This is a genomic window from Pseudomonas protegens, from assembly GCF_003732485.1.
GTDB classification, from domain to species: domain Bacteria; phylum Pseudomonadota; class Gammaproteobacteria; order Pseudomonadales; family Pseudomonadaceae; genus Aquipseudomonas; species Aquipseudomonas protegens_B.
The window spans coordinates 14853-30684 of sequence record NZ_MOAK01000052.1 but is presented as its reverse complement, the minus strand read 5'-3'; the positions used below and the strand labels follow the sequence as shown (position 1 = coordinate 30684).

General features: G+C 64.9%; 14 protein-coding genes. 3 read left to right on the top strand and 11 right to left on the bottom strand.

The features are described 5' to 3' along the window. Window positions 1–188: 188 nt before the first annotated feature. From BLX41_RS13120 to BLX41_RS13060, 11 genes are all read right to left on the bottom strand, one after another. Window positions 189–749 carry a flavin reductase family protein gene (locus BLX41_RS13120; protein ID WP_123725224.1) on the bottom strand — a complete coding sequence of 187 codons (561 nt, stop codon included), beginning with the start codon at window positions 747–749 and terminating at the stop codon, window positions 189–191. Window positions 750–773: 24 nt separating this feature from the next. Then, window positions 774–2009 (bottom strand): cation:proton antiporter, encoded by a 1236-nt coding sequence (locus BLX41_RS13115; protein ID WP_123725223.1) that lies wholly within the window; start codon window positions 2007–2009, stop codon window positions 774–776. A 154-nt stretch (window positions 2010–2163) separates the two neighbouring features. After that, the gene (locus tag BLX41_RS13105; RefSeq protein WP_123725221.1) at window positions 2164–3255 is read right to left on the bottom strand and encodes a Rieske 2Fe-2S domain-containing protein; all 1092 of its coding nucleotides are present in this window, start codon (window positions 3253–3255) and stop codon (window positions 2164–2166) included. 24 nt (window positions 3256–3279) lie between these two features. Continuing rightward, a complete protein-coding gene (locus tag BLX41_RS13100) occupies window positions 3280–4983 on the bottom strand; it encodes an NAD(P)/FAD-dependent oxidoreductase (RefSeq protein ID WP_123725220.1) in 1704 nt (567 codons plus the stop codon). 42 nt (window positions 4984–5025) lie between these two features. After that, on the bottom strand, window positions 5026–6111 hold the full coding sequence (locus tag BLX41_RS13095; protein ID WP_123725219.1) for a monodechloroaminopyrrolnitrin synthase PrnB family protein: 1086 nt from the start codon (window positions 6109–6111) through the stop codon (window positions 5026–5028). After that, the gene (locus tag BLX41_RS13090; RefSeq protein ID WP_123725218.1) at window positions 6111–7724 is read right to left on the bottom strand and encodes a tryptophan halogenase family protein; all 1614 of its coding nucleotides are present in this window, start codon (window positions 7722–7724) and stop codon (window positions 6111–6113) included. Before BLX41_RS13090 ends, BLX41_RS13095 begins: the two co-directional genes overlap by 1 nt. 536 nt (window positions 7725–8260) lie before the next feature. Next, window positions 8261–10006 (bottom strand): ubiquinone-dependent pyruvate dehydrogenase, encoded by a 1746-nt coding sequence (gene poxB, locus BLX41_RS13080; protein WP_123725217.1) that lies wholly within the window; start codon window positions 10004–10006, stop codon window positions 8261–8263. Window positions 10007–10091: 85 nt separating this feature from the next. Next, on the bottom strand, window positions 10092–11174 hold the full coding sequence (locus BLX41_RS13075; RefSeq protein ID WP_123725216.1) for an NAD(P)/FAD-dependent oxidoreductase: 1083 nt from the start codon (window positions 11172–11174) through the stop codon (window positions 10092–10094). After that, window positions 11175–11741 (bottom strand): GrpB family protein, encoded by a 567-nt coding sequence (locus BLX41_RS13070; RefSeq protein ID WP_221179207.1) that lies wholly within the window; start codon window positions 11739–11741, stop codon window positions 11175–11177. It abuts the gene before it with no gap. Window positions 11742–11905: 164 nt separating this feature from the next. Next, a complete protein-coding gene (locus tag BLX41_RS13065; RefSeq protein ID WP_123725215.1) occupies window positions 11906–13447 on the bottom strand; it encodes an MFS transporter in 1542 nt (513 codons plus the stop codon). Beyond that, window positions 13444–13941 (bottom strand): GlcG/HbpS family heme-binding protein, encoded by a 498-nt coding sequence (locus BLX41_RS13060; protein ID WP_123725214.1) that lies wholly within the window; start codon window positions 13939–13941, stop codon window positions 13444–13446. Before BLX41_RS13060 ends, BLX41_RS13065 begins: the two co-directional genes overlap by 4 nt. 104 nt (window positions 13942–14045) lie before the next feature. Here BLX41_RS13060 and BLX41_RS13055 point away from each other — a divergent pair, with 104 nt between their 5' ends. From BLX41_RS13055 to BLX41_RS35245, 3 genes are all read left to right on the top strand, one after another. After that, window positions 14046–14927 (top strand): LysR family transcriptional regulator, encoded by an 882-nt coding sequence (locus BLX41_RS13055; RefSeq protein WP_185073525.1) that lies wholly within the window; start codon window positions 14046–14048, stop codon window positions 14925–14927. A gap of 75 nt (window positions 14928–15002) precedes the next feature. Next, on the top strand, window positions 15003–15380 hold the full coding sequence (locus tag BLX41_RS13050) for a VOC family protein (protein WP_123725212.1): 378 nt from the start codon (window positions 15003–15005) through the stop codon (window positions 15378–15380). A gap of 356 nt (window positions 15381–15736) precedes the next feature. Further along, a partial coding sequence (locus tag BLX41_RS35245; RefSeq protein ID WP_259744825.1) for a hypothetical protein occupies window positions 15737–15832 on the top strand: 96 nt, incomplete at its 3' end.

Genomic DNA, 15832 nt, shown 5'->3' with positions numbered 1-15832 from the left:
GGAGGAGGAGGAGGAGGAGGAGGAGGAGGAGGAGGAGGGGAACTACAAATAGCTGTCGCGGGCGCTTGGGCGGTCGGGCTGGTTGTTCGCCGGGGCGCTGCGCAGCGAGCCAGTGAGGTCGAGCTGCTGCCACATCAAGGGACACCTGGATCAGTGACCCTTCCCGGCAAAAGATCACATGAGCCGGGCTATTCGTGCTTGAGAACGCTTTCTGCTCTATTGCTCCCTAGACCCCGGTACTGGCCTGCATGGAAGACCAGCGGTTCTGCGCCGCTGTAGCGGTATTGTTCGATCTCGCCAATGAAGATCAGGTGGTCACCGCCCTCGTACTGGGTGACGTTACGGCACACCAGCACTGCCACCACACCGTCCAGCACCGGGGCTCCCGCCTTGCCATAGGAATGAGCTACACCGGCGAACTTGTCAGCGGCTGCCCGTGCGAACTGCTCCGACAGGTGGTGCTGGTGCGCGCCCAGCACGTTGATGGCGAAGTGGCTCGCCGAGCAAAAAAACTTCAGGCTCGGTGCCGTGCGCGCCAGGCTCCAGAGCACCAGCGCCGGCGACAGCGACAGTGAGGAGAACGAGTTGGCGGTCACACCGACGTTGCGGCCGTCAGCGGTGCGGGTGGTGATCACGGTCACACCGGTAGCAAACTGCCCCAGCACGTTGCGCAGTTCACGGACATCGCGGACATCGCGGCCCTCGGCGTCGAGCAAATCGTGAACTTTGGTTTCGGTGGCAGCATTCATGGTGAGCTCTCCCCTCAAGCTGGCTCAGACGGCCTGTTGGCTCAGTGCGCGCGATTGCACGCGCAGCGTGAATCGAACCAGCGGTGCGGTCAGCGCCGTCGTCACCAGCGCGAACACCACGAGGATCGTGTAGACCTTTGGCGGAAGAATCTGCATTTGCAGGCCGATGGACAGGACGATTAGCTCCATCAACCCGCGCGTATTCATCAACGAGCTCACCAGCATCGCATCGTGTGGCGCCAGCCCAGTGCCACGCGCGCCCAGATAGCTGCCGCCGAACTTGCCGATGAATCCGCCCACGAGGAATACCCCGCACCACATCCAGGATGCCGCGTCGTCGATCGTGCCGACCGACGCATGCAGCCCCGCACACGCGAAGAACACCGGCATCAGTACAAGCTTGACGAAACCTTCGACGTTATCGCGCCACTCCTTCGCGACGCCGGGCACGCGCCGCACGAACAGCGCCGCCGCAAGTGCGCCAAATGCACTATGGAATCCGATCAGCGACGTCGCGAGTGCCGAGGCTATTACAAAGCAGAGCAACACGGCCAAGCGGTCGCGCGTCGCATGCGCAGTCGAGGCGAGCCGCGCAAGCACCGGTCGCACCACGAAGCGCACCAGGAGCGCGCATAGCACCAGGTACACGAGCAGGCTGACGAGCATGTGCGCAAATGCCCAGCCAGGCCCGCTCGATAGCGAGGCAATCGTTGCCAGCAGCATCCAGCCGAGCGCATCCGTCAGCATCGCGGCAGACATTGCGTGCCGTGCGCCGACCATGGCGCCGAGCGCCAGGTCGTCGATGATGCGCGCCATCACCGGCACCGCTGATACCGCAAGTGCGACACCGCAGAAGAGTATGTAGGGCAGCGCCGGTACGTCGCTGGCGAGCGTATCTTTCGAGACGATGGCGACGATCATGCCGATCGCGGCCGGCGCGATGAGCCCGCCCGCCGCGATCGCGACAGGTATGCGCCAGCGCTTGCCGCGCAGCGTCTCGCTCAACTCCATATGCAGACCGATCTGAAACATCAGCAGTATCAGGCCGACTTCGCCGACTTGCGCCATGGCTGACAGCGTACGTGGGCCGAACAACAGGTCGTAGAAACTCGGTGCGATCACGCCGAACAGCGAAGGCCCCAACAGCAGGCCGGCCGCGATCTCGCCGACCACCGCGCACTGGCCGAGCCGTTCGGCAAGGCGGCCGCAGAGGTTGCAGAGCGCGATCACCAGCACGAGTTGCAACAGCCAGATGGTCATGAATACCTCGCAAAGAGCGACACCGACACCAAGCGGGTGGCCGCGCGCCCAAGCGGGTCCGCCGCGCCGTACGCCGTGATCACCGTGACGCAGCTCGAAAGGTTCGCACGCGCCGGGCAGCGCGACCCGGCCGCTACCGGCTCGGCCTCACGCATTACCGCTCACTCGCGACACGGTCGACCCAGCCGCGGTAGAACGCACGGTACTTGAGCACGAGCTTGTCGTACTTGCTGTACGCGCCGCCGCCGTCGGGCTTCATCCCGTTCCAGATTTTGACGTCGTACCCCGCTGCCTGTCTGGTCTGCAGCCCGAACAGCACGAAGTCGGTCGCACGGCGCAGGACGCCGCCCACCTTCTTGATCGAGATGAGCATGTGCATGATGTTCTTGCCGTCGCTCACCGGTGTCACACACTGGAGCAGTTTGTATTTGACGTCTGCGTCCAGGGCAACGGTCATGACGCACCCGCCGGGGTAGCCGTCGAAGTGCAGGTTCATCTGCGACATGTTCAGGCCGAGCGCGCGCGACAGCATGCCGAGGGGGCCGAAGTAGCGGTTCACGTGGAAGTCGATCCCGGCACCGAACCACGCGCCCGCCCGGGCCAGCGACTCAACCTCCGGCCACCGGCTCCAGTCGTCGAAGAGCTTGAGCTCGAAGGCCGAGATCGGGAGCGCGTGCACGGGGGTTGCGTGCTGCGCGTCGTAGAAGTTCTCGACGATCCGCAAGACCGCCGTCGTCGTCTCGAACGCGAAGTGCAGGTGCATGAAGTCGCCGTTGTCGACGTCGGCTGCGGTGATTTCGGGCAGCGGGTGCAGCGGCTGCGGGGAGCCGTACCAGACCCACACGTAGCCGTATCGCTCGATGGTGACCAACGTCGGCTGGCGCGCCGCGCGTGGCACCGGCTCAAGCTGGCGCACCACCTCGCTGTGGCCGGGGATGTGAACGCACTTGCCTTGCTCGTCGTAGCGCCAGTGGTGAAACGGGCATTGGATGCACCCGTCCTTGATCCGCCCGTCAGCCAGGTTCGCGCCCAGGTGCGAGCAGTGGCGGTCCATCACCACGGCCTGCCCCGTCGCTGCGCGCCACGCCACGTACGGACGGCCAAAGAGCGTCAACTCCTTCGGCTTGTCCCTGAGGTCGTTCGAGCGCATCGCGACGTACCAGCTCGCGGCCACGCGTGTGGTCGCGTCGTACGCCCCCGGGGGATGCTTCTTGACGCTCGCTTGATCCAATTGAATGTTGTTCATCGCGTGTGTGCCGTCCTTGGCCGACTACTTCTTCAGAGCCAAGCCGATGCGGGTGGTGATGTACGCCTTGAGCAGCGCGAACATCGGGTTGTAGTCGAAGTACTTCTTCACCTCTGCCGGCGCGCGGGTTTGCGTCCAGTACATCAGCTTCATCGCCGGTATCAGGCTGTACTTCGAGTTGTTGAGCTGCGGCTTGTCCCCGGTGATGCAGTACCCGAAGCCGAACATCGGCTTGGCGAAGTCTCGTTCGTCGATGAGGGCGTGAATCCGCACCGCGGCCTCCTCCGCCGACTTGTGCCCGGCGCTCACAGCCTCGACCTCGGCTTTGGCGTCGTTGAACAACTGGTAGTACTGCTCCATGTCCGCGCACAGGTACCCGAGGTACGGCGGGTCGTTGTCGAGGTGGTCGAGGTCGCCCTCGTCGCGCGACGCGCGAAACCTCGCGTGGGCTTGCACCAGCCGGAACTGCCCGAGGATAGTGCCGACCGCCCACAGCCGGTGGAACGCGTCCCATAGGCGGAAGTCCGAGAACGCCGTGTAGCAGCAGCTGACGAAGTCGTCGTTGTGGTCCAAAAGCTTTTGCTGCAGGCGCTCGATGTACTCGAAGCGCTCGGGGGAGAAGTCGTCGTCGCGTAGCGCCTTGATGAGGCGCGCCGCGAGCGCGTGGATGGTCACCGCGGTGTTCTCGAGCCCCCGGGAGAAGAGCGGGTCGATGAACCCGTTCGCGTGCAGCATCAGGCAGTAGCGGTCGCCGACGCAGGCGTTCGACGAGAACTGCAGGCGGTCGGTCTTGACCCAGTCGCGCACCGGCACGGCGTCCCGGAACTGAGCGCCGATGCTCGGGAACCGCGCGAGGAACTCGTCGAATTCCTGCTGCGCGGGAATGTCGGTTTTCGGGTAGACACGCGGGTCGAGCTGCAGGCCGACGCTCACCAGGTTATTGGTCGACCGCGGGTGGTTGTTGAACGGAATCACCCAGAGCCAGCCGCCCGTGAACATGTGGTGCAAGGTCCCTTCGTGCCAGCGCCAGCGCTGCCCTTTGACCTTGAAGATGTCGTCAAACGGCTTGACCCCGAGCATGTGCGTGTAGAGGCTGCGCGAGTGCGTCTTGAAGCGACACGGCTCTTCGCGGAGCCCGAACTTGGTCGCCAGCGGCGCGCCGGGTCCTCCGCAGTCGATCATGTACCGGCCGGTGAACCGCTCGCCCTCGGCGGTGGTCACCGCGACGCCGTCCTTGTCCGCGTGATATTCGGTCACGCTCGTCTTCTGGCGGACCGTGCAGCCATATTTGATGGCCGCTTGCAACAGATAGGCGTCGACGTCCTGCCGGTAATAATGGCTCTCCGGCCCCCACGGCAGCTCGGGAATGACGCACTGCGTGAACTCCTTCGGGTCGTGCTCCTGGCCAGGTTTGTGGAACACGAAGCCGAAGTTGCGCTTGATGCCCGTGCTCGACGAAACGTAACGCTGCGTCGAGTAGAACGAGGTGATGTGGCCGAGCTCCGGAATGTCGTAGCGATCAGCGATGATGCGGTTCATGAGAGACGTTTCGGGGATCGACGATTCGCCGATCGTGAACCGCGGGTGCGACGACTGCTCGATGATCAGCACGCGAAACTGTTGTTTGGCCAGGATGGCCGCCATCTGGGTGCCGGACATGCCCGAACCGAGGATGATTACGTCGAAGTGGTTGCTATCGTGTCCGTTCGCGGGGCTCTTCTGAGTCATGGGGGCAAACTCTCCTTGTGAGATAACACTGGGTCGCGCGCATCAGGATTCATCGAGCGCGGCACGGATGCGGGACCGCGCGGCACAGGTGAGCGTGAGTAGATCGCCGAGCATGCTGGGCGCGTAGCCCCCGCTGCCGGTTGTGGGGCCGCTGCGCCCGACTTCGTATGCCCGCTCCGCCAATTTGAGGTGAGGCGCCCGGAAGCGCAGCAGGACCTTGAAGACCCGCTCGAGGGCTGTCAGCCCGGCCCGGACGTGCTCGCCCTGCGTACCCGCCGCTCGCGCCTCGTCGAGCGTGCGGTCGATGAGCGCCGGCTCTGTGGAGAACCGAGCGTAGACCGCCCTGTATGCGGGAAGCACGTAGGGCAGGTACGTCTCTTTGAATTCTCGATAAGCTGGGTCGTCCGATTGCGAGCCCCACAGGACGTGCTCCAGCACGAAGAGGGGCATTTCTACGGCACCGGGGCCGAGGTAGCTCTGGCCCCCGACTCGGATCGGTTCGTAGAAGGGGCGCAGCTCATCGTAGAAGACCTGGGGCGAGATGAAGCGGTACGCGTAGACGATCGATTCGACCATTTTCTGCAGGTAGGCTTCCAGCTCATCGCACCCTTGTGCGAACGCGGGCGAGCGCAGGGATACATCGGACAGCTCGACGGTCAACGCGATGGCCGCCTCGAGGGCCGCCATCGAGATGCGCACGCTCTCGAGCAGGTGCGCTTCGTCGGGCAGCCCGGTGTAGCTCCGCTGCGCATCGGCCGCCTCCGGGTTCCAGACCGTCACATGCAGGAGTGTCTCGCGCGGCGGCAAGTCGGTCACCCGTGCCAGGTCGAGCAGCACCCGTTCAAGCCCGGGCACCAGGTCCACGGGCTCATGTCCGTGCCGCTTGAGCGACCCCAGGAAGAAACCGATGTCCCGCATCGCGGCGGCGGCTTCGACGAAGCCCCAGCTGGAGGGCACGCCGCGCACCGGGAGGAACTCGCGCAGCAGGCCGACGATGCCGGGCACGTCCTTGTCACGGTTCAGGCCCGGCAGCTGCAGAACCAGCGCGCGCGCCTGTAGCGGATCGCAGGCCGCCACGGCAGCGTGCGTGGCCGCGAATGCGGATACCCGGTTCAAGGTGCGTTCCACTACTGGCGTTCCTGCGCCGCGAGCGTCGGCCCGCGCTGGTTGCGCGACAGCTGCGCGCCGTCACGCAGTGACCGCAGGTAGTCGTAGTTCGTCGGCAGGCTCGTGCGCAGGCGCTCGGCTTCGCGCCGGATGCTGGCGAACATCGCCTCGGCCTTCTCGATCGACTCCGGTCGGTGCTGCAGGAGCGGCAGCGACCGGTCGGGCAGCATGCCCAGGCCGGCAAAGATGCAGTAGTAGTTGCCGTTCAACCAGAAGTTCTTGAATTCGTAGTCGAAGGTCTCGTAGTACGTGGAATCGTCGAACGAGGTGGTGGTCAGCGGCAGCCCGGCCTTGTAGCGCTCAACCTTCTCCTGGATGGCGTCCGAGAGCCGCAGTTCGTGTCGGTTCGCGAGCCAGAACGGTGTGTCTTCGCGCGTCGTGGTGAAATAGTGCGCCTGGACGAAGTCTCGGCAGTCGTCGAACATGTAGACGATCTCGGCGTTGAATGCGTCGCGCAACCGCGGGTCGAACGAGGTGTCGGGGAAGTGCTTCACGAGTTGGTAAAGCGCCGCGTAGATGAAGTAGATTCCCGTCGATTCCAGGGGCTCCAGAAAGCACGACGACAGCCCGATCGAGACGCAGTTGTTGACCCACGCCCGCTTGTTGCGCCCGACCCGGAACTTGATCTGGTTGAGCTGCTGATTGTCCGAGAGGCCCCAGAGGTTGAGGAAGTCGGCGGTGGCCTGGTCGCGCGAGGTGAACTTGCTCGAGAAGACGTAGCCGCTGCCGAACCGGCCCAGCATCGGAATCTTCCAGGTCCATCCCGAGTTCATGGCAATCGCGCAGGTGTACGGCTCGACCCCCTCGCGCGCATCGTCGTTGGGCACGGCGCTGGCGACCGCGCTGTCGCACAGCAGGTAGTCGGACATGTCGATGAAGGGTTCCTTCAGGGCCTGATTGATCAGGAGCCCCCGCATGCCGGAGCAGTCGATGAACAGGTCCGCCTCCAGCGTCCGACCTTCCTTGGTTAACAGGGTGGAGATGTAGCCGCGGTCGTTCAGTTGAACCTCCACGACCTCGTCGACCACGCGATTCACCCCGCGCTCGACGGCCCAGCGCTTCAAGAAGTCGGCCACCAGGTGCGCGTCGAAGTGCCACGCGTGGGACATCTGGCGGGTGCCGTCGGCCAGGCAGGGTGCCAGCTTGCCGTCGAGGGCCCCGGGCTGCGGGTAGCACGCGTACTCCATCGGCTGCTGGAAGCCCTGTTCGCGCTTGCGCAGCCAGTAGTGGGTAAGCGGCACGCCGTCGCAGTTCGGCACGCTGCCGAACAAATGGTAGAAGTAATCTTCGCGCGATGGGTCGGGAGACTTTCTCCAGTTCACGAACTTGATCGCGGCCTTGAAGGCGCCGTTCACTTGGGGCATCCACTCCCGCTCCGGTATCCCGAGGAAGTCGAAGAACACCTTCTGCAAACTCGGGATGGTCGCCTCGCCCACGCCGATCCGGGGGATCGCCGCAGACTCGATGAGCGTGATGTTTACCTGCTGTTGGAGAGCCCGGACGAGGTACGAAGCGGCCATCCAGCCCGCGGTGCCGCCGCCCACGATGACGATATTCTTGATCGGCTTGTTCATAACACTCCCTGTTTCGAGGCGGGCTGTCTGTGAGGAGGGGAAGGCCGCCAGTCTCTGTGCATCCTTGCAAGAGGCACATCAATGTGCTTGTCGGATTTAGACTCTAGCCTGCCGGAAAAGCGATGCACCTTCCGTTTCCGAATTAGCATTCAAAAAAGCAAAGGCATTTGGTCTAAAGGAAGATATTGCGTAGGTTTTTTGCGCCTGATCAGTCGGCCGCTGAGGGGGGCTGAAGTTTGGGCATGCCTTCATCCGCCGCCGATCTTGAAAGAGGCGAGCCGCTCAAAAATGATCGGATCACTGATAGAGCCTGACGGCTTCCTTGTCCCGCTTGTGCTTACGGCCAATCCGTTGGCGTGCAGTCGAAACGTCTTGTCTTAATGGATAAGAGGCAAGGCCTGCGGAGGTGGTGGTTTTCCCAACGCCCCCCTCGATGGATGCTACTGCCACCCTTTTCATGGACACAGGCCTCTAATGTGGGTTCATTAGAGGCTGCAATGACAGGGGGGCTTTATTGCCTGGGGGGTAGGGCCTTTCTAGGTGATCTTGAACCAACTGTCCTTGAGCCAATTGGTCCTGGCCAGTTCGATCACCTCGTCGCCACGCCCGCTCATCACCGCCTTGAGCATGTACAGGCTGAAGCCCTTGGCCTGTTCCAGCTTGATGGCCGGCGGCATGGCCAGTTCCTGGGTGGCGGTGACCACGTCCACCAGCACCGGGCCGTCATGGGCCAGGGCGGTGCGCAGGGCGCCTTCCAGTTCTTCGGAGTTTTCCACCCGCAGGCCGAGAATGCCCATGGCGTTGGCCATGGCGGCAAAGTCCGGGTTGTGCAGGTCGGTGCCGGTGTCCAGGTAGCCGGCGGACTTCATTTCCATGGCCACGAAGCCCAGGGAGGCGTTGTCGTAGATCACGATCTTCACCGGCAGCTTGAGCTGGGCCAGGGAGATGAAGTCGCCCATCAGCATGCTGAATCCGCCATCGCCGGACAGCGAGATCACCTGGCGCTGGGGGAAAGCGGTCTGGGCGCCCATGGCCTGGGGCATGGCGTTGGCCATGGAGCCGTGGTTGAAAGAGCCCAGCAGGCGCCGCTGGCCGTTCATTTTCAGGTAGCGCGCGGCCCACACCGTGGGGGTGCCGACGTCGGCAGTGAAGATGGCGTCTTCGTCTGCCAGTTCGCTGAGCAGCCGGGTCAGGTACTGCGGGTGGATCGGCCGGCCCGCGGGCGAGGGCTGGGCCAGGTCGTCCAGGCCCTGGCGCGCCTTGGCGTAGTGCTTGAGGGATTCCTCGAGAAAGCGGCGGTCACCCTTATAGGGCAGGCGCGGCAGCAGTGCGGCGAGGGTTTCGCCGACGTCGGCGGCGATCCCCAGGTCCAGCGGCACTCGCCGGCCCAGGGCCTGGGGGGTGCGGTCGATCTGTATGACGCAGGCGTCGCTGGGGTAGAACTGGCGATAGGGAAAGTCGGTGCCGAGCATCACCAGGGTGTCGCAGTTGAGCATGGCGTGGTAGCCGGAGCTGAAGCCGATCAGGCCGGTCATGCCGACGTCGAAGGGGTTGTCCCACTCCACGTGCTCCTTGCCGCGCAGGGCGTGCACCACCGGTGCACCGAGGGCATCGGCCAGGGCCACCACCTGATCGTGGGCGCCGGCGCAGCCGCTGCCGCAGAGCAGGGTCACGGCCTTGCTCTGGCTCAGCAGTTCCACCAGCTTGTCCAGGTCGTGGGGGGCGGGCAGGGTGCGCGGTGCGTGCAGGGCCGGCCATGGCTTGCTGGCGGCGGGCACCTGTTGCAGGGCCACGTCGCCGGGGATCACCACCACTGCCACGCCGCGGTTGAGGATCGCGCTGCGCATGGCCCGGTGCAGCACCTCGGGCATCTGCGCCGGGTTGCTCACCAGTTCGACGAAGTGGCTGCACTCCTTGAACAGCTCCTGAGGGTGGGTTTCCTGAAAATAGCCGAGGCCGATCTCCGAGGAGGGGATCTGTGCGGCGATGGCCAGTACCGGCACATGGTTGCGGTGACAGTCGAACAGGCCATTGATCAGGTGCAGGTTGCCCGGCCCGCAGCTGCCGGCGCACACCGCCAGTTGCCCGGTGGTGGCGGCTTCGGCGCCGGCGGCAAAGGCGGCCACCTCTTCGTGGCGCACATGCATCCACTCGATGGTCTGCATGCTGTGCAGAGCGTCGGTGAGGCCGTTGAGGCTGTCGCCGGTCAGCCCCCAGATACGCTTGACCCCGGCCTGTTCAAGGGTGGTTGCCAGTTGCTGGGCGATGGTGATGTTCGCCATGAAGAGCTCCTGCGGTCCGCTTAAGAAGTCGTGCAATCAAAAGAGGACAACAGGCGAGGGCGGATGATTCCGCAAGATTGTGATGTCAGCCCAAACGTGCCGGGCGGCACGAGGCAAGCTCGGCACAGCGTTGGCCCAGCAGCAACTCCTGGCTGATCAGGCGGCCAATGGTGGGTGCCAGGGTCACTCCGGCATGCATCACCGCCAGATACAGGCCCTGGTACTGCTCGCTCGAGCCAATGATCGGCAGCTGGTCACGGGGCATCGGGCGCTGACCGACCTCAACGCTGCGCAGGGCTATCTCCTCGGCGCCACGGAACAAGCGGCGGATCGTGGCCATGGCTTGCTGCGCAATGGCCTCGGGCCCTTGAGGGCCGCTGTCGTCGATGTAGTCTTCCGCTGCCAGCAGGCTGCCGTCCGCCGCTTCGCGAATCTCCAGCTGGCTGTTGGAAACCAGGGTCTTGACCAGGCCGGGCGGGGCATCAAAGCGGATCAGGATCGACGGCGAGGCTTGCACCGGCAGCTGGATTCCCAGGGGGGTCAACAGCGCAGGGGTGGCGCAGCCCGCTGCCAGGACGACGTGGTCGGCAAGGCAAGGACCGGCCGCAGTGGTGATGCCGAGCACGCGCCGGCCCTCGACCAGCAACCCCTGTACCGGCGTCTGGGTGAGCACCCGGGCGCCATGGGCGCGAGCCCCTTCGAGCAGGACCAGGGTGGTGGCTACCGGATCGAGACTGCCTTCGCCGGGGGCGTACCGGGCGCGTTCCGGCAGCACTTGCAGATTGGGTTCAAGCGCGCCGATCCGGGCGCGGTCGATCCAGTGGGCGGAAGACATCGGCCCCTGGTCATCGGTGTCTGTCGAGTCCTGGCCGGTTTCGGCATAGCACAGTGCTCCCGTCCATTGAATCTGCAATCGGGGCAACTCCTGCTGCAGGCGCCGATAGTCCGCCAGCGCCTGGGAGCGCAGCGGCCGAGCGGCTGCCGGGAATTCGCCGTGGGGGTTGATCCAGGCAAAGGAATGGCGGGTGACCCCGGAACCGGGACTGGCTTGCTCGACCACCGTGACCTGCGCGCCCTGTCTGGCCAGGTGGTAGGCGATGGATGCACCGACAATGCCGGCACCGACCACAATCACATTTGTAGGCTTCACATTGACCTCGTCATTCATTCAATTGATACGCCTGTGGTCCAGCAGCGCCTGCGCTTCTACCCGTTTGATCCAGGCATCCTTGCTGTCGCTGTAGGCATGGGAGTTCTCTGGGTGCAGGGCCTGGCAGCGGAGCTTTTCCCGTTCATAGGCCTTGGCGATATCCGGGTGCCGACGCAGGTAATTGCGAAAGGCCAGGTGCCGTTCGATTTCCGCAGAACCCTGGGCGTAGCAATGCAACTGCACCAGGCGTCGGCCACTCATGGGGTCGTCCTTGCTGCAGTAGCGCCGTCCGGGCAGGCCCAGCTCACCACGGCAGACGTAGCCCAGGGTCTCCAGCACCGCTTGCCGGGCGTCCAGTTCTGCCAGCGAGCTGACCACCGGGATCAGGTCGAGCACCGGTTTGGCGACTATCCCCGGGATGGCGGTGGAGCCGACGTGGTGCACCTTCAGCAGGGTCTTGCCCAGGGCCGCCTGCAGTGCCCGGGCCGCCTCGAGCGCCTGGCCGGCCCACTGCGGATCGTGGGGCAGCAACTCGACCCTGATGGGGGGCGGCAGTTGCTTGAGTGCGGTACTTTTGCTGTCCATGGTCGGTGCGTCTCCGGTGGGTGGTGGAGGGCGGAGGTGCTAAAGGCCGTACCTTAATCGGTCATTTGTTGTTCAAGCAATTTATTGAATGTTATGAAATTGCAAGCGGTGGGCCGCTGCCTGTCTTGGCAGCGGCCCATGGGGTCAACCGGCAACCCCGTGCTTCATTGGGTTTTCAGCACCAACCCTTGAGCCTGGGGCAGGGGGTTGCGCATCAGCCGGCCCACCACCAGGGCCCCAAGCAGGGCGAGAATGCCTGCCACTGTCAGCACCAGCCCGAAGCCGCCGACAAAGGCTTGCAGGGCCAGGGGTTCAACCAGGGCGCGGGCGCTTTCCGGCAGGCTTGCCAAGGCGCCCTGCATATCCCCGGCCACCACCCGCGAGGCGATGTCCGGCGCCTGGGCCAGCCAAGACCCGGGCACCTGGCTGAGGCTGCCTTGCAGCCGTTGCTGGGTATGGCTGGCCAGCAACGCACCGAATACACCGATGGCCAGCATGATGGCGCTGAAGCGCATGGTGGTGCTCATGCCCGAGGCCATGCCGGTGCGTTCCCGGGGCACGCAGGCCATGATGTTTTTCTGCGTGTCGCCATTGAGCAGACCGGCGCCGGCGCCGGTCACGGCGATCGCCATCGCGAAGCTCAGGTAGCCCCCGGCATGCACTGCCCACGCGCTGAGCAGGTTGCCGCAGCCCACCAGAGTCAGCCCGGCGGCCATCAGCGTGGCCGGGGCATAGCGCCCGGCCAGACGCGCGCCGATGCGTGGGCAGATGAGCATGGTCAGGGCAAAGGGCAGCATGCCCAGGCCCGAGGCGATGGCGGAGAAGCCCAGGCCGTTCTGCAGGTAGAAGGGCAGCAGGGTCATCATCACTTGGGCGCAGCCGGCGTAGGCGAACATGCCCAGCAGCGCGCCGATGAACCGCGGGTGGCGGAACAGTTGCAGGTCCACCATGGGCCGGCTTTGCAGGCGTTCGATCAGCACGAACAGCCCCAGCAGCGCCGCGCCCGCCAGCAGCCGGGTGGTGGTGGCCGGGTGGCTCCAGCCGATGCGGTTGGCCTCGATCAGGCCCCAGATCAGGCACAGCAGGCTGGCGCTGAAGGCCAGGCTGCCCCAGGGGTCGAGGCGCGCCGCCTGGGTATCCCGGGATTCCGCTACGTTGCGCAGCACGCTCCACAGCAGCAGCCCACCTACCGGCAGGTTGAAATAGAAGATCCAGCGCCAGCCGAAGTACTCGGTGATCAGCCCGCCGACCGTGGGCGCGGCGGTCATCGCCATGCCCATGCAGGCGCCCCAGAAGGCCCAGGCCTTGGCTCGCTCCACTTCGTCATGGAAGGTGTGGCCGATGGAGGCCAGGGCCGAGGTCAGCAGCAGCGCCGCGCCCACCCCCTTGAGCGCCCGGGCGATGTCCAGCAGCAGGGCGTTGGGCGCCGCGCCGCAGCCCAGGGAGGCGAGGATGAACAGGCCCAGGCCGCAGAGCAGGGTGCGCTTGCGGCCGAAACGGTCGGCCAGGCTGCCGGCGGGCAGCAGCAGGGCGGCGAAGGCCAGCATGTAGGCGCTGACCACCCACTCGATATCGGCGAAGTTGGCCCCCAGGTCACGGGCGATGCTCGGCAGGGCCACGGCGACGATGTTGGTGTCCAGAACAATCAGCGAACAGACCCCGGAGGCGGTCAGCAGGGTCAGGCGCGGGTTGATGGCGCGGCTCATGGCGCGGTCTGCCGACTGAGGGTGGCGAGGGCGGCCAGGGCGATTTCATCGTCGTGGGCCGGGGTGTCGGCGCTGACCCCGATGGCGCCGATCACCTGGCCGTCGACGATGATCGGCTGTGCGCCTTTCATCATCAGCAGGCCGGCGCTGAGGGCGGCGGGGCGGCCGCCATTGACGGCGTTTTCCAGGTCCCCGGAAGGCCGTTTGAACAATGCCGAGGTGCGTGCCTTGCCCTGGGCCAGCTCGATTCCGGCCACCACCGGGGCACCGTCCATGCGTGCGCCGAGTATCGGCCAGCCGCCGTCGTCGACGATCACCACGGCGCAGGGCCAGCCCTTGGCCTGGGCGGTTTGCTGGGCGGCCCTGAGCAGGCGCTGGGCGTTGTCCAGGGTGAGAATTGCCTTGTGGGCAACGACAGGACGACTTTCCTCGGCTGCCGCGGTATGCAGCGCGCAGCAGGTGATCATTGCCAGAAACAGGGGTTTGACGCGCATGGCAGAGGCTCTCTACTGTGAAGGTTCGCTCAGCTTATCCCGGCCTTTAGCGGTCTTTGTTAGCCGCTGGCGACCAGTTCATTACCTTTGAGCTAATGCCTATCATGGAAATTCGTCACTTTCGCTACTTCCTGGCGGTGGCCCGGCAGCGCAATTTCACCCGCGCCGCCGAGCAATTGGGGATCGCCCCGCCAACTCTCAGTCGGCAGATCCAGGACATGGAAAAAGCCCTCGGCACCCGGCTGTTCCTGCGCCAGCAGCGCGAGGTCAGCCTGACCGAGGCCGGCGCCACCCTGCTGCTGGAAGCCGAGGCCACGGTGCGCCAGTTCGAGTTTGCCCAGCGCAATGCCCAGCGTGCCGGGCGCGGCGAGATCGGCCATATCGAACTGGGCTATGTGGCCTCGGCGGTGTATTCCGGGCTGTTGCAGAAACAGGTGCAGGGCTTTGGCCGTGACTGCCCGGACGTCAGCCTCAACGTGCGCGAGTGCCCGATGGCGACGCTGCCGGCGCGGATTGCCGATGGCCGCCTGGACGTGGGCTACATCCGCTCGCCCATGACTCTGCCGGAAGGCGTCGAGGCCATTCGCCTGGATGCCGAGGGCTTTGTCCTGGCGCTGTCCGATGAATCCTGGCTGTGCCGCCTGCCGCAGATCGCCTCCGAACACCTGCTCAATGAAACCTTCATTCTTCCGGAGCAGATCAGCGGCACCTTGCAGGTGGCGGCCCAGGGTGCCTACGCCCCCAAGCTGGGGCCCCAGCCCGGCGGCCTGGTGGCGGTACTGGCCCTGGTGTCCCTGGGGCAGGGCGTGGCGGTGGTGCCGGAGTCGGTGGTGGGCCACATCAGCCTGCCCCATGTGCTGTACCGGCCGATTGGCGGCAGCTCGGCGACGTCCTGGCTGTCGCTGATCCACCGGCGTTTCGAGCAGGCACCGGCGGTGGTGCGCTACATCGAACAGGTACGACGCGAGTACCGCAGCAAGGCCTGAAGCGGCATGTTCAAGCAACGGCCCGGGTTGCATAATCCCCGGGCCATTCCTCTAGCTTCAGGAGCTGCGTCTTCGATGATCGACCACCTTGACCACCTGGTACTGACCACCATCGACCCGATGGCCGCCGAGGACTTCTACGTCCGCGTGCTGGGCATGCAACTGGAGACCTTTGCCGGTGGGCGCAAAGCCTTCAAGTACGGCAACCAGAAGATCAACCTGCATGTGCGCGGCCAGGAGTTCGAACCCAAGGCCCACCTGCCGGTGCCGGGGGCGCTGGATTTGTGCTTCTTCGCCAGCGTGCCTCTGGAACAGGTGATTGCCCATCTGCAACAGGTCAACTGGCCGATCATCGAAGGCCCGGTGGCGCGCACCGGCGCCACTGGCCCGATCCGCTCGGTGTACCTGCGGGACCCGGACCTGAACCTGATCGAGATTTCCGAGCCGCTGTAACGGTGCCGGCCTGCTTCAGAACCGCGGGCCGGATAAAGTTTTGTAATGATTTCCCGCTGGGGAATCGGCTCGCCCTCCCTGTAATCTCCAAGTCCGTTTTTTCCTTCAGGACTTGCATGAACACGCTCTCGGAGCCCCCCAGTCGGCGCTCTTTCCTCGCTTTGCCCCATGACTTCTCGCGCCATCCGGTAGCGCTGAGACCCAGACGCTCAGGCAGCCATTCTCCCGGTTGCACTTGCCTGGCATTTGCCACTTCCTGCCTTCACCCGCCCGTACCCGAGGTTTTGCAGTGCCTGCACCTTGGCGCTGCGTCGCGCCTGGCCGTTTGAATTTTCCGGAGCACTTGAGTCGTCGTTATGGAATGGATCGCAGACCCCACGGCCTGGCTTGGCCTTTTGACCCTGATCGTCCTGGAGCTGGTGCTGGGCATCGACAACCTGGTGTTTATCGCC